Annotated in this window: 18 protein-coding genes; 7 read left to right on the top strand and 11 right to left on the bottom strand. The window is 61.6% G+C overall.

Translation table 11 applies throughout. From position 1 onward, the window contains the following. Positions 1 to 308: 308 nt before the first annotated feature. A complete protein-coding gene (locus OIU19_RS19470; RefSeq protein WP_264236391.1) occupies positions 309 to 1,205 on the top strand; it encodes a formate/nitrite transporter family protein in 897 nt (298 codons plus the stop codon). A gap of 3 nt (positions 1,206 to 1,208) precedes the next feature. Here OIU19_RS19470 and OIU19_RS19465 read toward each other — a convergent pair whose 3' ends face one another. Continuing rightward, entirely contained in the window at positions 1,209 to 2,303 is a 1,095-nt protein-coding gene (locus OIU19_RS19465) for an MBL fold metallo-hydrolase (protein ID WP_264236390.1), read from the bottom strand. A gap of 126 nt (positions 2,304 to 2,429) precedes the next feature. Here OIU19_RS19465 and OIU19_RS19460 point away from each other — a divergent pair, with 126 nt between their 5' ends. After that, positions 2,430 to 3,506, top strand: a complete 1,077-nt coding sequence (locus OIU19_RS19460) for a diguanylate cyclase (RefSeq protein WP_264236389.1) — start codon at positions 2,430 to 2,432, stop codon at positions 3,504 to 3,506. A 57-nt stretch (positions 3,507 to 3,563) separates the two neighbouring features. Beyond that, the gene (locus OIU19_RS19455; protein ID WP_264236388.1) at positions 3,564 to 6,149 is read left to right on the top strand and encodes an EAL domain-containing protein; all 2,586 of its coding nucleotides are present in this window, start codon (positions 3,564 to 3,566) and stop codon (positions 6,147 to 6,149) included. A 165-nt stretch (positions 6,150 to 6,314) separates the two neighbouring features. Here OIU19_RS19455 and OIU19_RS19450 read toward each other — a convergent pair whose 3' ends face one another. Both OIU19_RS19450 and OIU19_RS19445 read right to left on the bottom strand, forming a co-directional pair. Next, positions 6,315 to 6,635, bottom strand: a complete 321-nt coding sequence (locus OIU19_RS19450) for a DUF2025 family protein (RefSeq protein WP_264236387.1) — start codon at positions 6,633 to 6,635, stop codon at positions 6,315 to 6,317. 138 nt (positions 6,636 to 6,773) lie between these two features. Beyond that, complete coding sequence (locus OIU19_RS19445) at positions 6,774 to 7,691, bottom strand: LysR family transcriptional regulator (RefSeq protein WP_264236386.1); 918 nt, start codon at positions 7,689 to 7,691, stop codon at positions 6,774 to 6,776. Between the two features lie 114 nt (positions 7,692 to 7,805). Between OIU19_RS19445 and OIU19_RS19440 the strand changes: the two genes are divergently transcribed. Further along, positions 7,806 to 8,564: an SDR family NAD(P)-dependent oxidoreductase gene (locus OIU19_RS19440; RefSeq protein WP_264236385.1), complete on the top strand. Its 759-nt coding sequence runs from the start codon at positions 7,806 to 7,808 to the stop codon at positions 8,562 to 8,564. Between the two features lie 158 nt (positions 8,565 to 8,722). On the opposite strand, the gene OIU19_RS19435 is transcribed toward OIU19_RS19440, so the two are convergent. From OIU19_RS19435 to OIU19_RS19405, 7 genes are all read right to left on the bottom strand, one after another. Next, a complete protein-coding gene (locus tag OIU19_RS19435) occupies positions 8,723 to 9,592 on the bottom strand; it encodes an HlyD family secretion protein (RefSeq protein ID WP_264236384.1) in 870 nt (289 codons plus the stop codon). Positions 9,593 to 9,603: 11 nt separating this feature from the next. Next, positions 9,604 to 9,810, bottom strand: a complete 207-nt coding sequence (locus OIU19_RS19430) for a DUF1656 domain-containing protein (protein ID WP_186557598.1) — start codon at positions 9,808 to 9,810, stop codon at positions 9,604 to 9,606. Next, on the bottom strand, positions 9,797 to 11,785 hold the full coding sequence (locus OIU19_RS19425) for an FUSC family protein (RefSeq protein WP_264236383.1): 1,989 nt from the start codon (positions 11,783 to 11,785) through the stop codon (positions 9,797 to 9,799). The genes OIU19_RS19430 and OIU19_RS19425 overlap by 14 nt, the downstream gene beginning before the upstream one ends. A gap of 206 nt (positions 11,786 to 11,991) precedes the next feature. After that, positions 11,992 to 12,108, bottom strand: a complete 117-nt coding sequence (gene ccoM, locus OIU19_RS19420) for a cytochrome c oxidase subunit CcoM (protein ID WP_025340347.1) — start codon at positions 12,106 to 12,108, stop codon at positions 11,992 to 11,994. Between the two features lie 137 nt (positions 12,109 to 12,245). Continuing rightward, a complete protein-coding gene (locus OIU19_RS19415) occupies positions 12,246 to 12,407 on the bottom strand; it encodes a hypothetical protein (protein ID WP_264236382.1) in 162 nt (53 codons plus the stop codon). Positions 12,408 to 12,467: 60 nt separating this feature from the next. Continuing rightward, positions 12,468 to 12,794 carry an aspartate-semialdehyde dehydrogenase gene (locus OIU19_RS19410; RefSeq protein WP_186557595.1) on the bottom strand — a complete coding sequence of 109 codons (327 nt, stop codon included), beginning with the start codon at positions 12,792 to 12,794 and terminating at the stop codon, positions 12,468 to 12,470. 110 nt (positions 12,795 to 12,904) lie between these two features. Continuing rightward, positions 12,905 to 13,603, bottom strand: coding sequence for a M949_RS01915 family surface polysaccharide biosynthesis protein (locus tag OIU19_RS19405; protein WP_264236380.1), 699 nt, complete (start codon positions 13,601 to 13,603; stop codon positions 12,905 to 12,907). A gap of 123 nt (positions 13,604 to 13,726) precedes the next feature. Here OIU19_RS19405 and rapA point away from each other — a divergent pair, with 123 nt between their 5' ends. Both rapA and OIU19_RS19395 read left to right on the top strand, forming a co-directional pair. Next, complete coding sequence (gene rapA / locus OIU19_RS19400; RefSeq protein ID WP_264236379.1) at positions 13,727 to 16,573, top strand: RNA polymerase-associated protein RapA; 2,847 nt, start codon at positions 13,727 to 13,729, stop codon at positions 16,571 to 16,573. Between the two features lie 277 nt (positions 16,574 to 16,850). Next, entirely contained in the window at positions 16,851 to 19,115 is a 2,265-nt protein-coding gene (locus OIU19_RS19395; RefSeq protein WP_264236378.1) for a bifunctional diguanylate cyclase/phosphodiesterase, read from the top strand. Here the strand turns inward: OIU19_RS19395 and OIU19_RS19390 are convergent. Beyond that, entirely contained in the window at positions 19,015 to 19,902 is an 888-nt protein-coding gene (locus OIU19_RS19390) for an NAD(P)-dependent oxidoreductase (RefSeq protein ID WP_264236377.1), read from the bottom strand. The two genes, OIU19_RS19395 and OIU19_RS19390, sit on opposite strands and share 101 nt — an antisense overlap. A 254-nt stretch (positions 19,903 to 20,156) precedes the next feature. Between OIU19_RS19390 and OIU19_RS19385 the strand changes: the two genes are divergently transcribed. Then, the gene (locus OIU19_RS19385) at positions 20,157 to 22,274 is read left to right on the top strand and encodes a hypothetical protein (protein ID WP_372353335.1); all 2,118 of its coding nucleotides are present in this window, start codon (positions 20,157 to 20,159) and stop codon (positions 22,272 to 22,274) included. The last annotated feature ends 232 nt before the right edge of the window (positions 22,275 to 22,506 follow it).

Below are 22,506 nucleotides of genomic sequence, written 5' to 3'. Positions count from 1 at the left end.
TTTATTTCGAAGTATTTTGCGAGAAACTCGTTCAACTTCAAACACTTGACTCGCTTGCGATCTCTCGTAGCGGGAGGCGAATTCTACAGCGTTACAAGCTGCTGTCAACTACCTTTTTTACCGCCGTGAATCTCAAACGCTTGTTGCATCTCGCTGCGTGCATCGCTGCGAGGAGGCGAATAATACGCGGTTTGAAATCAGAGTCAACACCTTGATCTAAAAAACTTTCTGACTGTTATTCGGGTTGTGAGCAACTAAATAGAAGCGCAATGGATCTGTAGAGAACCACCCAGCGGAGCACAGCGGCCATGAGCGATGCGCAGAGCGACAAAACCCCAGGCCTGTCAGCGGATGAAGAGCAGGAAATCAGCCACAACCAACCGCCCCGAGCAGCGGTCCTGCACGAGATCATTCGTGCCCAGGGCGACCAGGAGCTTGAGCGCACGCTCGCCGCGCTATGGTGGTCAGCCTTGGCCGCAGGCCTGAGCATGGGCCTATCGCTCATGGCCATGGGCTTGTTCTATGCCCGCCTACCCGAAGGCGATAGCGCCCAGGTGATTGCCAGCATCGGCTACAGCGCGGGGTTCATGGCCGTGATTCTGGCTCGCCAACAACTGTTTACCGAAAACACCCTGACTGCCGTGCTGCCGTTGATGACCACTCCCACCCTGGCCAATCTGGGTCGGCTGCTGCGACTCTGGAGCGTGGTTCTCTTGGGCAATCTGGCCGGGACTATATTAGTAGCGTGGGTGATGCTCGAATTGCCGATCTTCGACAGCAAGGCCGATGTGGCGTTTCTGGAAGTGGGCCGCAAGGTGATGAAGAACGACATCAGCCAGATGTTCGCCAAGGGCATCGTCTCCGGATGGATGATCGCCACCATGGTCTGGATGATCCCCGCCATGGAGAACGCCAAGATCTGGATCATCCTGATGATTACCTACTTGATGGCATTGGGCGATTTCACCCATATCGTCGTAGGCTCCGTGGAAGTGTCCTACCTGGTATGGGCCGGAGATGAAACCTGGCAGGCCTTCTGGCTGGAGTTCGCCTTACCCACCCTGGTCGGCAACATTATCGGCGGCAGCTTTATCTTCGCCCTCATAAGCCACGCCCAAGTCCGCAGCGACAGCGGCAAGCCTCCTTCGCAGCTACTTAAAGAAGGCAATAAGCCCACAAGCCGCCGCCAGGAGCCCAAGCTCTGATCTTCAGCGTGAAGCCACCGAGCGCTGCGCCGCCCTGCCCTGCTGGCGTATCGGACGTGGCTGCCACCAGTTCTGCCCGGCATGCGGTGAGTCGAGGCTGATGCGCTCGCCCATCTGCGGCGTACTCAGTTTCACCTGCGCCTGCGCGGCCAACGCCAGAATGCGCTCGAACGGTTCCTGCCAACCATGGATGGAGAGATCAAAGGTGCCGTTGTGGATCGGCAACAACCACTGCCCGCGCAAATCCAGGTGTGCCTGCAAGCTCTGCTCTGGCTGCATATGAACATTCGGCCAGGCCAGGTTATAGGCACCGGTCTCGATCAGGGTCAGGTTGAACGGCCCATAGCGTTCGCCGATCTGCCGAAAGCCGTCGAAGTAGCCGGTATCACCACTGAAGAACAGCCGCAGGTCATCGTCGATGATCACCCACGAGGCCCACAGGGTTTGATTGCTGTCGAACAGCCCACGGCCAGAAAAATGCTGCGCCGGGGTGGCGATCAAACGCACGCCGCCCACCTCGGTTTCCTGCCACCAGTCGAGCTGACGCACTTTCTCACTCGGGACACCCCAGTCGATCAGCCGGTCGCCCACGCCCAAGGGGGCAAGGAACTTGTCAGTGCGCCCTGCCAGTTGGCGAATGGCCTGTTCATCGAGGTGATCGAAATGATCGTGCGACAGAATCACCGCGGCCAGTGCCGGCACCTCGTTCAACGCCAGGGGCGGCGCATGAAAACGCACTGGCCCAGCCCATTGCACCGGCGAGGCGCGTTCGGCGAAAACCGGGTCGGTAATAAAGAAGCGCCCACGCAGCTTGAGCAGTACCGTTGAATGCCCCAGTCGCCAGAGGCTGTGGTCTGGCGCATCGAGTACCTGCTGGCGGGTCATCGGCAGCAGGCTGATTGGCGCAACGGGTCGGGTCTCGGGGGGCTTGCGCAACAACAAGTACTTAAGGCCAATGCGCAGTTTCTTCATTACCCCATCCTGGGGCAGCGTCGCCTGATTGTGGAATCGTCCATCCCTGTAGTGCGCCGGGTCAGCGGCGTGAGAGGCCGTGGGCAGCATGAACAGAAGCACTCCGAGCAGGAACAAGGCGTTCATGTTACCCCACAGTGATCGGATCAACCGTGAATTGGCTTGTAAGGTCATTTTTCGCCGAGCGAACACTGTTGAACAATATTCACGCGATTTATGCGATAAACGGCGTCCCACGGAAGAACCACGACCATGATCGATAATAACAGCGGCAAGGGACTCTCATTCGTCAGGCGCATCTACCTGCCGCGGATCCTCGGCATGGGCATTGGCCTGTTCTGCGTGATGGCTGCGATGGCCCCCTTGCAGCCGCCGACCTGGGTCTGGGTGCTGATGCTGGTCAACGCTGTAGCCTGGCCACACCTGGCCTATCAGTGGGCGATGCGCTCGGCAGCGCCCTACCGGGCCGAGCAGCGCAACTTGTTGCTCGATTCGCTGATGGGCGGGTTCTGGACCGCTGCCTTCCACTTCAATCCACTGCCCAGTGTCACCATCCTGTCGATGATGGCCATGAACAATGTCGCCGCCGGCGGCAAACGCTTGGTTATTCGCGGTTTACTGGCACAGCTGGCCGGTATGCTGCTGGCCAGCTTGCTAGTCGGTACCGGCTTGCAGCTGCAAGCCACCTCCTTGCAGGTTTTCGCCTGCCTGCCGATGCTCACCCTCTACCCATTGGCATTGGGCTGGGTGTGCTACCGGCTGGCAATCAAGCTGGCCGATCACAAGCGCCAACTCAGCGCCCTGAGCCGCACCGACAGCCTCACCGGCCTGCTCAACCATGGCTCGTGGAAGGACCTGCTGCTACTCAAATTCCAGATCTGTCGCCAGCAGCAGCTACCCGCGGTTATCGCCCTGATCGATATCGATCACTTCAAGTCCATCAACGATACCTTCGGTCATGTGGTCGGCGACTGCGTGCTGCGCCATCTGAGCCAGGAACTGCGGCGTAACCTGCGCGAGGATGACCTGGGCGGGCGCTACGGCGGCGACGAGTTTTGCGTGATCTTCCCGAATATCGACGAAGCGCGTGCCGGCCAGGCCATGGAGCGCCTGCGTGAACGGGTCAATGCCTACCGCAACCCGCAGCTGCCTGCGCTGCGTATCAGCCTGAGCATCGGCCTGGCGGCGTTCAATGCCGAGCTCAAGTCTGCCGAACACTGGCTTGAAGAAGCCGACAAAGCGTTGTACGCAGCCAAGCACCAAGGCCGCGACCAGGTGAATTTCAATCGTGGCGGCGGCGCACCGCTCAGGCTGGCCTATCCTGAATGAACCTTCCCTCAAGCCATCGGCGGGAGGGATGCAGTTCTACAAGGAGTAGCCTCGCGCATGGACAGGACCGTCGCCCTATCGCCCGCAAGCCCCGCTCCACGTCTGCAAGTACATCGTTTGATCTTTGGCTTCTCTGCGCTGTTTCTGCTGGCCGCGCTGGTCACGCTCGGGGCGCTGTTCAATATCGCTGCCACCCTGGATCAGCAAGAGCAGGATCAAAGCACCTTCCACGCCACCCAAGCACTGGAGCAGCGCCTGCTCGCCTCGCGTCAGTTTCTTTCCAGCTACGCGGTGTGGGACGCCGCCTACCGGCACCTGAGCGGTGAGGTCGACTGGCAATGGGCGTACGAAGAGAAGAACGTCGGCGAATCGCTGTTCAGCGCCAGCGGCTATGAAGGCGTGTTCGTCATTGATGACCAGCGCACAACCTATGCCCTATTTAAAGGCAGCCCAAGCCAATCGCCGGCCAGCGCCTATATAGACGCTGCCCTGGCGCCGATCATAGCCCAAGCGCGAAAAGCCGCCCCCGCACGCGAGCAGATCACTCATTTCGCCTTGCTCAACGGCTGGCCGGCAGTACTCACTGCCGCCGCCATTCGCCCTGACATAGAGGTTTCAGAAGCCGACGTGGCCCAGGCGTCGATCATGCTCTTCGTCGACCAACTGACCGAAGCCAAGCTGACCAAGCTCGGCCAGGGTGCAGGTTTGAGCGACATGCGCGTCGAGCCAGTCAACAGCGATGCCCACGGCCAACCGCGCATAACCCTGGGCAACACCGGCTATCGCCTGGCCTGGAGTAGCCCACAACCCGGCCGCCAGTTGCTCTGGGCGGTGCTGCCGCCCTTGCTCGGCGCTTTAGTAGTGCTGGGCCTGGTGATGCTTTATCTGTTTCGCCATGCGTTGCGCAGCTCACAGGCCATCGACCTGAGCCTGCAACGCCTGCAACAGAGCAATCAGGCCCTGGAAGCCAGCGAGCAGCGCTTTCGCGCAGTTGCCGAGGCGGCGTCTGACTGGATCTGGGAAACCGATCGCCACCAGCGCCTGACCTATCTCTCGCAGCGCTTCGCCAGCGTCACCGGGTATCGCGTGGAGGACTGGCTGGGCCAGCCGCTCAACCAGTTGCTGGCGTGCGACACCACGCCCCTGTCACCCTGGCTGGACGCCCAGACCGACACCGATCCACAGCAGTTGGCCAACCTGCGCTGCGCCTACCGCGACCACACCGGGCAGAACCGCTACTGCCGGATCTCGGCACGTGCGATTGTGTATGCCGGCAAGCTGGCAGGTTTTCGCGGGACCGCCAGCGACATCACCGACGAGGTCGATGCCCACGCCAGGATCCAGCACCTGTCCATGCATGATGCCCTGACGGGCCTGGCCAACCGCAACAAACTGTCGCGTCATCTGGAGCAAGCCCTGCTGCGCGGCAGCGACTCGCCGCCGCTGACCTTACTGTTGCTGGACCTGGACAACTTCAAGCCAATCAACGACTCGCTCGGCCATCCGGCAGGCGATGCGGTATTGCAGGAAGTGGCTGCTCGCCTGCGCGACACCACCCGCGACGGTGATCTGGTGGCGCGGCTTGGCGGTGATGAATTCGTCCTGGTCCTCAGCGGCATGGACAATCGCAGCGAGATCGACCGCCTCTGCGCGCGCCTGATCGAGCTGCTGCAACGGCCCATCGCTTATGAAGAACAACAACTGCACATCGGCGCCGGCCTGGGGGTAGCCCAGACCCGATCGCAGGGGTTCGATGCCGGCGAACTGATCCGCTGCGCCGACATTGCCCTGTATCAGGCCAAAGCCGACGGCAAGAACACCTGGCGCTACTTCTCGCCGGAAATGAGCCAGCAGATCCAGTACCGCCGGCAGCTGGAAAACGACCTGCGCCGAGCGCTCAAGCACAATGAGTTCGTCCTGCATTATCAGCCGCGCTACCGCCTGGACGATCTGCGCATCGTTTCCGTAGAAGCATTGGTGCGCTGGCAGCACCCGCAGGAAGGCTTGCTTGGCCCGGACATCTTCATCCCGCTGGCCGAACAAAGCGACCTGATTGCCGCACTCGGGCGCTGGGTCCTGCGCGAAGCCTGCAGCACCGCGCGCGACTGGCCGCAGGCGCTGCTGGTTTCGGTCAATCTGTCTCCGGCGCAGTTCTCGCGCAGTGACGTGGTCGCCGATGTGCGCGAGACCCTGTTGGAGACCGGCTTCCCGGCGCAACGTCTGGAGCTGGAGATTACCGAGAATGTCATGCTCAACGACATCGAAGGGGCGCTAGGCACGATGCTCGCGCTCAAGGAGTTGGGCGTGCGGCTGAACATGGATGATTTTGGCACCGGCTATTCATCGCTGGGTTATCTGCGCACCTATCCGTTCGACAGCATCAAGATCGACAAGCGCTTCATTGCCGGCCTGAATAGCCAAAACGGCAATGACCGCGCGGTCGTGCAGGCGATCATCAACCTGGGCAAGGCAATGGGTTTGACGGTCACCGCCGAGGGAGTGGAGACCGAGCAACAGCTCAAGGCGCTGGGCAAGGAGCGCTGCCATGAAGTGCAGGGCTATTACTTGAGCCGGCCGGTGGACAAGGACAGTTTCGAGGCCTTGTTGCGTCAGCCGGATGATCAGCAGCATGGGGCGGGTTGAGCCTTGGGGGTTGTGTCAAATCTGGCCTCTTCGCGGGCAAGCCCGCTCCCACAGCAATAGCGCCAATTTCCAGTTCAGCGCGCCCCCTGTGGGAGCGGGCTTGCCCGCGAAGAGGCCGCTTCTACCACAACATCTACCGCGCCCCGGACAAGAACAACCGATCAATCAGCGCAAATTGCGCTCGGCGACGATTTCCGGCAGGTCCGTGCGCTGCAAATAAATGCGTAAAGGCTGGCCAATATTCAGTCGATCATCCACATGTTGCCCAAGTAACAAGGCTAGCCGCTCACGGCATAACGCCATGCGCGTCCCGGCTTCGGCTCGCCAGACAAATTCGCTACAGGGAGTAATGCTGTCACCTGCCACGTCCATGCCGAACGCGTCTTCTGAAAAGCGCACGATATGCGTACCGCGCTTGCCGTGAAAGCCGACGAAACCCTTGAGCTGGTCAGCGGCGCTGCAGATGTCCTGGGATGTAATGGCCATGGCGTACCTCGCAAAAAGATGGGAGTCACGCACGCAGGGTAGGCGGCTGCCTCTGTCGGGCAACGCGCAAGGGCCAGCCTAGCGCAAGTCGCCAGGGGACGGCCAAGGTTTTCGCAGCCGTGAAGCCATCCGCTCGGTTCAACTAGCGCTCGCCGCTGGATCGACCTGCCCCTCGAGCAGCACCGCCAACCAACTCATGAACGCCTGAACCCGGCGTGGCACATGGCGCTGACGGGCATACAACAAAGATACCGGCATGGCCTGGGCCTGCCAGGGTTCGAGCACCGAGACCAACGCGCCACTGCGCAGGTGCTCGGCCACACCAACTGCAGGCACCTGGATCAAGCCCAGACCTGCCAGACAAGCGGCAGAATAAGCTTCGGCATTGTTGACCGTGACCACGCCACTCATGGGCTGCAAGTACACCTGCCCTTCCCGCTCATACTCGAATCCTGCGCTGCGCGCGCCAAGATTGCGCACGTAGTGGACCAGTCGATGCCCGGTCAGGTCGGCAAGACTGTGCGGCATGCCGAATGTGGCCAGGTAAGCGGGGCTGGCGCAGTTGCGCATGCTCAACTGGCCGATCGGCCGCGCCACCAGGTCCAGGTCACTGAGCGCCCCAATGCGCATCACGCAATCAAAGCCTTCACGTAACAGGTCGACCTGACGATCGGTGCAGCTGATTTCCACCTCAAGATGAGGGTGACGCTGGAGGAACTGCGGCAACGCCGGGATGATCACCCGCCGCGCCATCATGGTCGGTAGATCGATCCGCAGGCGGCCAGACAATTGCGCATCGTCGGCGCGAAACAAGCTTTCGATCTCATCCATGCCCGAGAGCAGGTCCTTACTGCGCTCGTACAGCAGCAACCCGTCCTGAGTCGCCTGGACTCGGCGGGTGGTACGGTTGAACAGCCGACTGCCAAGCAATCGCTCCAGCGCCTTGACCTGCTCGGAGACGGTAGAGCGCGGTAAGCCCAGGCTCTCCCCAGCCAGGGTGAAACTGCACAGTTCATTGACCCTGACAAAGGTCTTCAGCAGCTCAAGCTTGTTCATCCTCAGGCACTCGATTATCCGGATCTAGCGAACAGTATTTCCAAATTCACAGGATTTAACAGCCTGAAGGCGATCAATAACCTGTTCCTCACAGCCACCCATGAGGACTTCGCCATGACTCGCAAGATTGCATTGATCACCGGCGCCAGCCGCGGCCTTGGTAAAAACACCGCCCAACACCTGGCGGCGCGCGGCATCGATGTCATCGGCACCTATCACAGCAAAGCCGATCAAGCCCAAGCACTCGCCGAACAACTGCAGCAAGCGGGTGGGCGCGCCGCCATGCTGCAATTAGATGTCGCCGACAGCTGCAGCTTCGCAGGTTTTGCAGCACGGCTGAGCGAAACCCTGGAGCAGCACTTTGGCCGTCGCCAGTTCGACTACCTGGTGAACAATGCCGGGATCGGCTTGAACGTGCCGTTCAGTGAAACCAGTGAGGCGCAGTTCGACCAGTTGCTGAATATCCAACTCAAAGGGCCATTCTTCCTCACCCAACAGATGTTGCCGCTGCTGGCCGACGGCGGGCGCATCGTCAACATTTCCACGGGGTTGACCCGCTTCGCCCTGCCCGGCTATGCCGCCTATGCCGCTATGAAAGGCGCCATGGAGGTGCTGACCCGCTACCAGGCCAAGGAGCTGGGCGCTCGGGGGATCCGGGTGAACATTCTCGCGCCAGGGGCGATCGAAACTGACTTTGGCGGCGGGGTGGTGCGCGACAATGCCCAGGTCAATGACTTCATCGCGGGCAATACCGCGTTGGGACGAGTCGGCTTGCCTGATGATATTGGCGCAGCGGTGGCGCTGTTGCTTGAACAGGGCAATGGCTGGATCACTGGGCAGCGGCTGGAGGTCTCCGGGGGGATGTTCCTGTAACGCTGTCGTCTATTGCAAAGCTATCGCGGGGCAAGCCCGCTCCCACGCAGTGGACTGTGCCATGACGTCCGCGGGGCAAGCCCACACAATGGACTGCTCCCCGGGCCTCGTGGGAGCGGGCTAGCCCCGCGATAGCGGCAGTACGACCGGCAAGAACTTCAAGGTTCGGCCTGCTCCTCATGTACCTGCACACTGGCCGTCATCCCCGCGCTCAGGGTCACCCCCTGTGGCACCTGATCCAAGCGAATCCGCACCGGAATCCGCTGCGCCAGCCTCACCCAGTTGAACGTCGGCTCAACCTCAGGCAACAGCTGGCTGTCAGGGTTACTGTTGGCGTCGGTGATCCCGCGGCTGATGCTCTGTACATGCCCCTGCATCGAATCGCCGGCCCCCATCAGCCAGACCTTGACCGAATCGCCGACGCGAATGCGCGGCAACTTGGTTTCTTCGAAATAGGCCTGGATATAGAACGTCGAATCATCCACCAGGGCCATCACCGACTGCCCTGTGTTGACGTAGTTACCCTGCGCCAGGCGCAAGTTGGTGATATGCCCACTACGCGGCGCGCGCACTTCGCTGCGCTCAAGGTTGATCTTGGCCACTTGCAACTGCGCCTGGGCCTCGTGCAGTTCACCGCGCGCCACCGCCGCATTGATCTGGGCATTCTCGCGCAGCTCGGCACTGATCGCATCGGGGCCAAGCGCGGTGCGCCGTGCCGCTTCGCGTTCACGCAGGTGCAACTGGTGGGCGCGGGTCTCGGCGACCGCCTTGGCCTGGTCGAACGCGGCCTGGAAGCGCTCTCGGTCGATGCTCATGAGCAAATCGCCCGCTTTCACCTGCTGGTTATCCTGGACCTTGAGCTCTCGCACCCAACCCGACACATCCGGGGCGATCACGACCACATCGGCGCGAACCCGGGCGTCGCGGGTCCACGGCGTCAGCATGTAGTACTGCCAAAGATGATAGCCGGCAAACACGGCGATGATCACCACGCACAGGGTGACCAGGGTACGTACCGCTGTACGCATGGACTGACTCCTTACAAAGGCCCTAGCAGACGTACCACCAGGAACAAGATACAAACGAACAATGCCGCATCGAACAACGCTTCATGCCAAATCCAGCGCCCAAGCGGCGTGGCCTGCACCAGCAGGCGCAGCGCACCGGTCACCAGCAGCGCAATCAGCACGTAGATCAGAAACGGGCTGAGCAGCACACCGCCCACCGCCCATTCACGCAAGCCCATGCATTTCCTCCTGCCAACGGCACCACTTGCCCCAGCTCTTCTGTAACTGCAGCACGGCGCCCTCGGCCAGCCGCAGCGGGTCGCTCGGCGGCTGGCGGCGCAGGGCCGCGATGAATTGCTCACTGGCCGCATCCAGGCGCTGGCCGCGCCCCGGCGCCGGGCCTTTGGAAAGCACCGCTTCGACCTGCTGCAAGTATTGCCTTTGCGCCGCTTCGAGCGGTGCCTGGGCCACAGCCAGGCACATACGCAGGTGCACCAGTTCATCGCCGATGTCCAGGCCATGCAGGCCATCGTCCCAGCGCTTGCGCTGAGCTTCGGGCAGCTCGCTGGCATGGCGCGCCAGCTGCATCAAGCGGTCGGCCATGCGCCCGCCGAACCAGCTATCGGCGCCACGCAGGTCGCGGCGGGTCAGGCGAACCAGGTCACTCTGAGTCGCCGCGCGCAGCCGCCGGCCCAACCACGTTGGATGGCGGATCACCACCAGACGGAAGGCCAACACCGCAGCGCCCACCCCCATCAGCATCGCCTGGGCGCTGTTGAGCATGCTCGCTACGTCAAAGTGCATGACATTGAGCGGCGACACCAAAACAATGAAATGCAGGCAATACGAGGTGGCAGTAGCGCCGGTACGCGGATGGGCCATGCCCAGGGCGCCGAAGAACAGCGGCACGCCCATGGCTAAACAGAGCATGGCGAAGCTGCTCCACTGTGGCAGGAGAATCTGCCCCACCACGAACGCCACCGGGATCGCCAGGAAAATCCCGCGCAAGAAACTCAAGCCGATCTGTGCGCCGTTCTCTCGGCTGGCAAACAGGCTACAGACCACGCAAGTCAGCACCAGGCCGCCAGGCGCCGACGGCCAGGCGGTGGCCAACCAGAAACTGCTCATGACCAAAAACGCCAAGGCACTGCGCGAGCCGAACAGCAAAGCCAGCGGCAGGTCACGATGCACGGCCAGGCCTTGCGACACATCCTTGGGCGTCCTGCCCTCTTCGACATCCTGCAAAGCCTGGGTCGCCGCCATAGCGTAGTCCAGCAACAAAGCCATGCGCGCCAGGCAGTAATGTTCGGCAGAACTGATCTGCTCATCGTGGGCGGCGTCCCAGATACGTTGGCGCAACAGCAATAGACTCGGCAGTTCGGGCTGCGCCAAGTGGGCGCGAACCTCCTCCAGCCACGGCGACAGGCGCTGGGCCTCCTGGTCATCGAGCTGGCGCCACTGCCGGCGTACCGAGCGCGAGATGCGCAGCAGCACCATCAGTTTCTGACTCAAACCGCGAATGGCCCTGGCCCGCTGCCGGCCACTGCTGCCTTCAAACCAGGCGTGCTCGCGCTGCGAATCGATGGCGACGATCCGCCCCAGGATGTCCAGCAAGCCTTGGCGCGCGCCCTCCTCACCGCCGAGCATGGCAGTCGACGCTTGCATGCCGTTTTGCCAGGCCTGGCGCGCCTGCCCACCAAGCTGTTGCTCGACCCGCATGGGCCAGAGCAAGGCGCTGGTAGCGGTTGCGCAGACGATGCCCAAGCAAATCTCGGTGCAGCGCGCTACCGCCTGATCGAACACCTGCAGGGGATGATCGATGGCCGGCAAGGCAATGATCGCCACGGTGTAGCCGGCCAGCACGAACGCATACGACCAGGCACTGCGCAATTGCGTGGAAGCGGCGGTGCACAGCGCCAACCACAGCGCCAGGGTAAGCAGGAACAGCCACGGCGTCTGTGCGAACAAGCCGATGAACACTACCGACATAAAGGTGCCGACCAGGGTCCCGGCCAAGCGCGCCAGGCCCTTCTGCACCACCATGCCTGACAAAGGCTGGGCGACGATAAAGGCGGTCATCAAGGCCCAAGACGGCTGCTCCAGCCCCCAGCGCATGGCCAGCCACAACGCCAGGCCGCCGCCCAACAGGGTCTTGATGGCGAACTTGATGGCGAGGTTGCTGGGTGCGAACAGAGCCTGGAGGGTGATGGGCACGAATCGGACCTTGCGGGGGTGATGAGTAGAACGATAGACAATGCTGGCAAGGATAAAGCGGAAACGAATAATTAGCTAGCTAATCATCTTTGTATATCATTTGCTCTGTGCCCCGCTATGAGCGCGTCATCGGCAAAAAGCGCAGACAAAAAAATGGGCGACCGAAGTCGCCCTAAATGCCTTGCGTGCTCGTGAATCGGGAAGAATCAACGCGGTTTGCGTTTGTTCGAATCCTTCCAGATGAAAATGCCCAGACCGGCGAAGAACACCACCATCAACCCGACCGTTACCACACCTGCGATAACCACATTGTCGAAGAACATGTCGGCGCTCCCGTATTCGTTTGCCGTTGTCCGATGGATGCAAGGTAACCAATGCGAGAGAGGAGGAAATTGACCGGGGTCAATGGTGCCCGAGGCCGGGCACGCGAGGCGGGCGCAGGGTTGACCTGCGTCAAGTTTCAGCGTTTCTTGGGCTTGCCCTTGGGCTTCTTCTTTTTGGCCTGGCTCAACGGCATGGCCTGCTCGAAGGCCTGGCGCACTTCATTGAGGCGCTTGTCCTTGAGGTCATGGATACGTTTGGCGCGCTCGGCACCGAAGTCGATCAGGTTGTCTTCACTCATGGGCGGGCCCGACAGTCAGCAGAGACTTGCATGATGAAGCCAGGCGCAGGCGTTGACCAGTCAGACTTCGATATCAACCAGCAAACCCTGCCTCGGACGCTCGCCGAGTGGCGCCACCGGTACCGTGTTATCGGCGTTGAGCTCTTCACCGGCAAGGGCTTCGTAACGCTCGTCCTGGTTATTCTGCCGCCGTTGTTGCTGGCGGCGCTGCTCATCGCGCAGCAGCAGGGCTTGTTCGTCAGGGTCGCGCTTGTGCTTGAGGTCAATGGCGCTTTCGCCGGAAGCAGGCTGCGCGGGGACCACCGGACGAATATCGGGGGTCGGCTTGACCGGATCCTGTTGCGAGGTCACGGGGGCGGCACTGAGCGGGATGATCGGCGGCAGCATGGGGAAGTTCTCCTGTCGCTACTGTGTCGGCCAGCCTTCAACTGTCTTGAGCGTGCAGCCAGGCGATTGTGCGGCGCGTCACAGCGGCGCACCAGCAAGTATAGATGGGCTTACTGGGCTGGCTCGTCGTCCGGCTCATCCTCAGGCGACAGGCTGGTTTCGCTCCAGGGCCGCTTGTAGACCTGTTGCCAGACGCTATCGAGGTGCTCACGCACGACTTGTGGGGCGCTCTTGAGCGAGGCGCTGTCTTTGCGCTCGCCACCAATGGGCTCCTCACCGGCCGGGGTAATCTGCGATTGTCCGGTGATGCTGTAGATGGCCTGGCCTTCGCGCATTTCGATGGCGATGTCATGGGGTTCGATACCGCCGCCACAGAACGCATGGCTGGCCACGGTCAGTTCGGCGATGCCATCTTTATCAAGGTCGCTGACATCACTGACGTCGCTATAGAAATCCACATCCAGATCCAGCCCGGGACATGTGGTCTCTTGCTCGATCTGCCAACGCGGCCTGAATGCATCGCTGTCCGCGCTGCGCGCATACAGGGTGGCCTTGAGCACCACCTTGTCGACTTCCTGCTCGCTCTCGGCATCGGTGGCCTGGCCGTCGACCCGGCTCAGCACCAGTAGCCCTTCACCCTCACGGTCACGAAAGTGCACGCTCTTGATCGGCGTCTGTACGCCAAGTACTTCGAGCTGCTCGACCGGGATCGGTGGCAGGGTTTGAACATTGTTTTGGTCACAGGCGGCCAGTAGCAGCAAGCTGCCCAGGCCCAGGGAGGCGTTCAACCAGCGCTGCTTGGCAAGCATTCGACTTGGAGCCCTCGTGGTGTTGAGGTGTTCGTCGATGAAACAGCTAGACTCTTTATTCTTTGGTCTGCCCGGTCTATCCGTTAACATAGCCGGCTTTTCATCGGCGGGAGTTCAGGCAGTATGGCGCAGCAGTATCAACCGGGGCAACGCTGGATCAGCGACAGCGAAGCAGAGCTCGGCCTGGGTACCATCCTGGCGCAGGATGGCCGCCTATTGACCGTGCTTTATCCGGCCACTGGCGACACCCGTCAGTATTCCCTGCGCAATGCGCCGCTGACCCGCGTGCGCTTCTCGCCAGGCGACCAGATCACTCACTTCGAGGGCTGGAAGCTGACCGTTCGCGAAGTCGAAGATATCGACGGCCTGATGGTCTACCACGGGCTCGACGGGCAAAACCAGCCGCGTACCCTGCCTGAGACCCAGCTGTCCAACTTCATCCAGTTCCGCCTGGCCAGCGATCGACTGTTCGCCGGGCAGATCGACCCGCTGGCGTGGTTCTCGCTGCGTTACAACACCCTGCAGCACAACAGCAAACAGATGCTCTCGTCGCTGTGGGGCCTGGGCGGCTGCCGCGCCCAGCCCATCGCCCACCAGTTGCACATTGCCCGCGAAGTGGCCGACCGGATCGCCCCGCGGGTACTGCTGGCCGACGAAGTCGGCCTGGGCAAGACCATCGAAGCCGGCCTGGTGATCCATCGCCAGCTGCTGACTGGCCGCGCCAGCCGCGTGCTGATCCTGGTGCCAGAGAACCTGCAGCACCAATGGCTGGTGGAAATGCGTCGGCGTTTCAACCTGCAGGTGGCACTGTTCGATGCCGAGCGCTTCATCGAAAGCGATGCCAGCAACCCGTTCGAAGACGCTCAGTTGGCGTTGGTCGCGCTGGAGTGGCTGGTCGACGACGAGAAAGCCCAGGACGCGCTGTTCGCCGCCGGTTGGGACTTGCTGGTAGTCGACGAAGCGCACCACCTGGTCTGGCATGAAGAACAGGTCAGCCCTGAATACGGCCTGGTCGAGCAACTGGCCGAGGTCATCCCCGGCGTGCTGCTGCTCACCGCCACGCCCGAGCAACTTGGCCAGGACAGCCACTTCGCCCGTCTGCGTCTGCTCGACCCGAACCGTTTCCACGACCTGGCCGCTTTCCGCGCCGAGAGCGAAAACTATCGCCCGGTGGCCGAAGCGGTGCAGGAGCTGCTCGAACAAGGCCGCCTGTCGCCCAAGGCCCACGCCACTATTCACGGCTTCCTCGGTGCTGAAGGCGAAGCGCTGCTGGCTGCGGTCAGCGATGGCGACAGCGAGGCCAGCGCCCGCCTGATCCGTGAGCTGCTCGACCGCCACGGCACCGGCCGGGTGCTGTTCCGTAACACCCGTGCTGCGGTCCAGGGCTTCCCTGAGCGCCAGCTGCACCCCTACCCGCTGCCCAATCCCGAGCAATACGCCGAGCTGCCCAGCGGCGAGCGCGCCGAGCTGTACCCGGAAGTGGCCTTCCAGGCCCAGGGCCCGGGCGATGATGAAGAGCGCTGGTGGCGCTTCGACCCACGGGTCGACTGGCTGATCGATACCCTGAAGATGCTCAAGCGCACCAAGGTCCTGGTGATCTGTGCCCACGCCGAGACCGCGATGGACCTGGAAGACGCGCTGCGCGTGCGCTCCGGCATCCCGGCAACCGTGTTCCACGAAGGCATGAGCATTCTTGAGCGCGACCGCGCTGCAGCCTACTTCGCTGACGAAGAGTTCGGCGCCCAGGTGCTGATCTGCTCGGAAATCGGCAGTGAGGGGCGTAACTTCCAGTTCGCCCACCACTTGGTGATGTTCGACCTGCCGGCCCACCCCGACCTGCTCGAACAGCGTATTGGTCGTCTTGACCGGATTGGCCAGAAGCACACCATCGAACTGCACATCCCCTACTTGCAGGACAGCCCGCAAGAGCGCCTGTTCCAGTGGTACCACCTGGCGCTGAACGCCTTCCTCGCCACCTGCCCGACCGGCAGCGCCCTGCAGCATCGCTTCGGCCCACGCCTGTTGCCGCTGCTCGAAAGCGGTGAAACCGGCACCTGGGACAAGTTGGTCGCAGAGGCGAAAACCGAGCGCGAGAACCTTGAAGCTGAACTGCACAGCGGTCGCGACCGCCTGCTCGAGCTCAATTCGGGTGGCGCTGGCGAAGGCCAGGCCCTGGTTGAAGCGATTCTCGAACAGGACGACCAGTTCGCCCTGCCGATCTACATGGAAACCCTGTTCGATGCCTTCGGTATCGACAGCGAGGACCATTCGGAAAACGCCCTGATCCTCAAGCCGAGCGAAAAGATGCTCGACGCCAGCTTCCCGCTGGGCGACGACGAAGGGGTGACCATCACCTACGACCGCGCCCAGGCACTGTCGCGCGAAGACATGCAGTTCCTGACCTGGGAACACCCAATGGTCCAGGGCGGCATGGACCTGGTGCTGTCCGGTTCTATGGGCAACACCGCCGTGGCGCTGATCAAGAACAAAGCGCTCAAGCCGGGCACCGTGTTGCTCGAACTGCTGTATGTCAGCGAAGTGGTAGCGCCACGCAACTTGCAGTTGGGCCGATACCTGCCGTCGGCAGCGCTGCGCTGCCTGCTCGATGCCAACGGCAACGACCTGGCCGCGCGGGTGGCGTTCGAAACCCTCAACGACCAGCTGGAAAGCGTGCCGCGCGCCAGCGCCAACAAATTCATCCAGGCGCAGCGCGATGCGCTTGCGCAGCGGATTGCTGGCGCCGACGCCAAGATCTTGCCGGTCCATGTCGAGCGCGTGGCCGAGGCGCAACGGCGCCTGGCGGCTGAGGCCGATGAAGAGCTGGCGCGTTTGACCGCGCTCAAAGCGGTTAACCCGAGCGTGCGCGACAGTGAGATCGATGCGCTGCGCAAACAGCGGGTTGATGGCTTGGCCATGCTGGAGAAGGCGGCGCTGCGGTTGGAAGCGATTCGCGTGTTGGTTGCGGGCTAAATTCAAGGTTGTAAATAGTGGGGCTGCTTTGCAGCCCATCGCAGGCAAGCCAGCTCCTACAAGGTCCGCGTGATCTTGTAGGAGCTGGCTTGCCTGCGATGGGCCGCAAAGCGGCCCCAACTTATTAGATCTAACCGCTATTAAGCCAATAACCAAATGGTAGAGATCAAAATGCCATTAATCAGGAAGGCTTAAGCACCTCTTCCTATACTGCTTGCTGAACAGTCTCCATCCCGCTTCTCAGGAGACGCGTGCAGGGTCGACGAAGAGGCAAGCAATGGACTGGCTGGGACTGCAATTGTTCGCCGATTTGCCGGCTACGGGACAGATCGTACTCGACTGCCGTCACGAACCGTTCCTGGTAGCGCTCGCCTATCTGGTGGTCTGTGCGGCGTGTTTTGCCACCCTGGACATGGCCGAACGGCAAAGCAACAGCGAAAACCTCGGTGCGCGCCGGCAATGGCGCATCTTGGGTGCCTGTTGCCTGGCCGGTGGGGTCTGGGCCATGCACTTCATCAGCATGCTGGCTTTCCGCGCACCGCTGGAAATCCACTACGACGTACCCATGACCGGGCTGTCCCTGCTGATTGCCCTGCTCGCCTCTTGGCTGGCGATGAACAGCCTGGACCGCAGTGAAATGCGCTCGCGTCACTATCTTCAAGCCGCCGTCTTCATCGGCCTGGGCATCACCTTGATGCACTACGTGGGCATGGCCGCCCTGCAAATCAGTGCTCAACAGTACTACCAGACCCACCTGCTGCTGGTCTCGTTGGGTATTGCCATCGCCGCCAGCCTGGTGGCCTTGTTGATGGCGCGGCACTTGCGCAACGGCAGCGGCACCTTGCATCTGGCCATGAAGTATGGCGCCAGCGTGCTGATGGCGGCCGGCATCGTGGTCACCCACTTCACCGGCATGGCTGCCATGACCCTGGTGATCCCCCCTGACGCCGCCCTGAGTCTGCCGTCGACCGACAACAGCCTGCAAATGGGCTTGACCATCGCCGTCATCACCCTGCTTATCAGCGGCAGCAGCATCAGTGCCGCCCTCGCCGACAAGAAATTGCAAAGCAAAGAACACGACCTACGTCGGGTCAGCGTGCTGCTCAGCCAATTGGATCAAGCCCGTGTTTCGCTGCAGCAAGCCGCCCACTACGACGCCCTGACCAACCTGGTCAATCGCCGCGGCTTCAACCAAGTGTTTGCCGAGCGCCTGGCTGAGCAGGCCGCCAACGACGGCATGCTGGCGGTGATGTTTCTCGACATCGATCACTTCAAACGCATCAACGACAGCCTCGGCCATGCCGCCGGCGACGACCTGCTCAAGGTCATCGCTAGCCATATCAAGGCCGCCACCCGCAGCCAGGACCTGGTGGCGCGCTTTGGCGGCGACGAGTTCTGCATCGTCACCAGCCTGAATAACCGCGATGAAGCACGCCAGCTAGCGCTGCGCATCATGCACCGGATGAAAGACCCGATCGATCTGGGCGGCCGGCGCATGGTGATGACCACCAGCATTGGCATCAGCATCTTCCCCGACGATGGCCGCAACGCCGAGGAGCTGCTGAAAAACGCCGATCTGGCCCTGTATCAATCCAAGGGCTGTGGGCGCAATAACCTGAATTTCTTCAATAGCGGCCTGCGCACCCGCGCCACCCTGGAGCTGCAATTGGAAGAGGAACTGCGCGTGGCCCTGCTCGAAGAGCGCGGCCTGTGCGTGCATTACCAGCCGATCTTCGATTTGCACAACGGCCAGGTAGCCAAGCTCGAAGCCTTGGTCCGCTGGCAGCACCCACAGCACGGCCTGCTTGGGCCGGATCGCTTCATCGGGATTGCCGAAGCCAACGGCCTGATCGCCGACCTTGACCTGTGGGTGCTGCGCCGCGCCTGTGAAGACCTGGCCCAGCTCAATCGCCACGGCTATACCAGCCTCAAGGTGACGGTCAATTGCTCGGCATTGACCCTGGGCCGCGAAGAGCTGGCCACCGAGGTGGAACTGGCGCTGTTCCAAGCAGGCCTGTCGCCACGGCAATTGGAGCTGGAGGTGACCGAAAATGCCCTGATGGGCGATATCAATCGCACCATCAACCTGCTCAAGCGCATCCGCGCCCAGGGCGTGGCGCTGTCGATCGACGACTTCGGCACCGGTTATTCGTCACTGGCCTACCTCAAGCGCCTGCCGCTGGACGTGCTGAAGATCGACCGCTCGTTCATCCAGGATGTCCCCTCCAGCCAGAAAGACCGCGAGATCGTCCAGGCGATCATCATGATGGCCCACACCCTGCACCTGCAGGTGGTGACCGAGGGCGTGGAAACCGTCGAACAGCACGAATTCCTCGCCGCCCACAGCTGCGACTACCTGCAAGGCTACCTGCTCAGCCGCCCGGTACCGCTGGGCGAACTGCGCCCGGTGCTAGAACGCCTCGACCGCCAGGACAGCGACTTCAGTCCTTGTGTCGATACAGTTCTACCAGGGTCGCCGGATCTTTTTGCAGATACCCCTGGCTACCATGCAAACGCATCAATTGCGCGGCGAGGCCACTGAGCGGGGTTGCCGTGCCCTGCTCGCGGGAAAATTTCACAGCGGTATCCAGGTCCTTGAGCAAGGTGCGCACATGCCACTTGATAGGTTCGAAGCGGCTCTCGGCCATTTGCGGGGCGAGTATCTGCAAAGGCTTGGAGTCAGCGAAGCCGCCCGCCAGCGCCTCGGCGATCAGGCCGGCCTCGACCCCTGACTGCTCGGCAAGTGCAACCACCTCGGCGATCACTAGCGCGTTGCAGGCGACGATCATCTGGTTACAGGCCTTGGTCACCTGCCCTGCGCCAACGGCGCCCATATGCGTCACTCGCTGGCCGAGGTTGAGCAGCACCGGGCGTGCCCTGGCCAAATCCTCGGCCGCACCGCCCACCATGATCGCCAGCGTCCCCGCCTCCGCCCCCGGAGTGCCACCCGACACAGGGGCATCCAGCCAGGCCATGCCACACAATGCAGCCAACTCCGCGGCCATCTCGCGGGTGGCGGTCGGCTCCAGGCTGGAGAAGTCCACCAGCAATTGTCCACTGCGCCCGCCCTGGGCCACGCCCTGCTCGCCGAATACCACCTCGCGCACCACGGCAGTATCCGCCAGGCACAGCAGTACCATGTCGGTATCGCGGCAGAGATCTGCCGGGCTGGTAGCCAGACGGGCACCTGCCTCGACCAGCTCGGTGCATTTGTCCGGGCTGCGATTCCATACCGTCAGCCGATAGCCTGCGGCCAACAACCGCCGGCACATCGGCAGGCCCATCAGACCGATTCCGGCGAATCCTAACGCAGGCAGTGCAGTACTCATGAACGACTCCAGATTAAAGAAGGGTGACAAACGGGCGATGTAATGCCATCGCGAAAGAAAAACCCTTAGAAGCTGTAAGGCAAACCCCTATCGCACCCGTAAATGGCGCACTGATACAGTCGCGAACTTCTCCGTGATGGCCAGATGATACTCACCTCTTCGGGCCAACCACTCCAGGCAAATGGCGCACTATGACCTCTACTAATAATTCTGCCAATGCGGTGCCCGAGTCGGCGATCCCCTCCACCGCGCTGATGACAGCAGCGCGCGAACCGCTGCCCACTCGCAGCGTGCCGGCGCAGCAGTACCTGTATTACACCGAGCAGGATATCCAGCGCATCCTCGACAACCTCGATGGCCTGCGCGACCTGGTGTTCCCCCAGAACGGCCACATCGAGGACGAAAGCCAGCTGCGCCTGGAGCAGCAGTTTCCTTCGGTGTGCCTGATCGGCCTTGGCCGCTGCGGCTCGAACATCGCCCTGGACGTGGCGGAGCTGGTCTACAACGCTCGCACCTTCTTCCTCAACGAATTCAACAACGAGGATCGCCACAAAGGTGAATCGGGCTACAGCCCGGCCCGCTGGATTCGCCAGAACCTGCGCCTGGTGCAGAACAAAGGCGCAAAACCGGTGTTTCTGGTCGAGCCATTGGTGATGCTCGGTGACCTGGACAAGGACATCGCCGGACGCATCCGCTTCTCGCGCAAGGGTGAGCGCGGCGGCTTCCTGCGGGACTACAGCAAAATGAAGATCATGGACCTGTCCGAGGTCCATGCCGGTGGCGCCGGTAACGCACCGATCCTCGGTCAGTACCTGGCCAAGATCATCCTCAACAAAGACACCCAGCGCTTCTCCAGCGCCGACTGGAAATTGATCCACTCGTACCTGATCGACTCCTGCGGGATCAAGGCCAACCAGTCGCGGCTGTACTTCTACATCTTCAGCGCCGGTGGCGGTACCGGTTCGGGCATGGCGTCGGAATTCGGCCTGGCCCAGCAATATTCGTACATGAACAAGACCTTCGACACCAAGCCTGCCGACGAGAACGACGGCAAGAGCGGGCATTCGTTCGTCTTCGAACCGATCTTCACCAGCGGCATCTGCGTGCTGCCCAATGCCTCGGATCATCGCAGTGAAATGTCCGAGGCGCTGCACATCAACGCCGGTCGCCTGCTGTGCAAATACCTCTCCGAGGAATGGGACTTCTCCTATAACTTCGACAACGAAGACAGCAGCGAAGCCAGCGTCATGGGCCGCATCCGCCCGTGGAACGCGATGATGCTGATTTCCAACGACATCATGCGCTACGCCGAAGAAAGCGATGACGGCACCATTCAGAACATCGACGTCAACGCGATGGAGAAGCACGCCAACCAGTACATCTCCCAGCAGATCTTCAACATCCTCACCGCCCAGGCGGTGACCACCGATTACGATCAGAACTACTTCCGCCGCGCCGGCATCGACATTGGCGAAACCATCCGCCTGGACGCCAATGACCTATTCATGAGCCTGGCCGGCCCGGTGGCGATTGCCTATGCCGAATCGGTGGTGCCGGAGATCCCGGCGCAGGGATCGGACAAGTTCAAGGTATTCGAGCGCGAAGCACCGCGCCTGGACATCGATGATCTGTTCTTCCGCTCCATCGACCTGCCACACTTCAACAAGCAGACCCAGGCCATCGAAGGCATCAGCCTGCTGCCGATCGAGTCGCGCCGTTATCGCGCGGCGCTGGAGCAGTACCAGGCTTCAGGCTTCGACCCGGCGGCATTGCATGACCTGCACTTCTTCAAGAACTGCTCGTCGGTGGTATCGATCGTCTCGCTGCCCAAGGACTACAAGCTATCGTACATGGACCTGAACCGGCTCAAGACCCACCTCAACAGCCTGTTCCCCAACACCACCCTCAAGCGTTATGCGCTGGTGATCGGCGCCTCGGCCAACCTGTCGCTGACCACCTTGATCGCCAAAAGCCCCTGCCTGTCGGACGACTTCCTGACCTTGATCGTGGCGTTCATCAAACGCTGCTTCGCGCGTAACCCGTACCGTTTCGACGATACCCTGGACAACGCCATCCTGGAATTCATCACCAGCGAGCACTTCGAGGAAGAGCGCATTGACGAGTTACTCAATGAGTTCGAGAACCCGGCGAAGATCCTCGATACCAACTGGTATGCGATCAAGCCGATGTATGAGAAGAAATACCGCGAACTGATCAACGACAAGAGCCGGTTTGTCTCGATCAACGACATTCGCTTGTCGCGCGAGTGCGTGAAGAAGGCGGTGAAGTACCTGCGCGAGATCTTCCGCCACCGGATCGGTAAGACCCGGGTCATCTCGCTCAATAATCACACCGGGCGCGTCGACTACTGAGGCACTGGGGCCGCTACGCGGCCCATCGCAGGCTGTCGCCAGCTCCCCAGGTACAGCGCTGCAGGTGAGCGCGACGCGATGACTGTGGGAGCGGGCTTGCCCGCGAAGGGCCGCTCTGCGGCCCCATTACGCATTCCGTAAACTGTTACCGCTGCGCCGAATCACCCCGGCACTGTTACCAACTTCCACCTTACGTGCGCGTCAACACGCACTCATTTGATGCGCCTGTGCA

Origin of the sequence: Pseudomonas sp. BT-42-2, assembly GCF_025847435.2 — a bacterium.
In the GTDB taxonomy this organism is placed as follows: domain Bacteria; phylum Pseudomonadota; class Gammaproteobacteria; order Pseudomonadales; family Pseudomonadaceae; genus Aquipseudomonas; species Aquipseudomonas urmiensis.
Note: the sequence above shows the minus strand (reverse complement) of the source record. Positions and strands in the feature narration are given on the sequence as shown.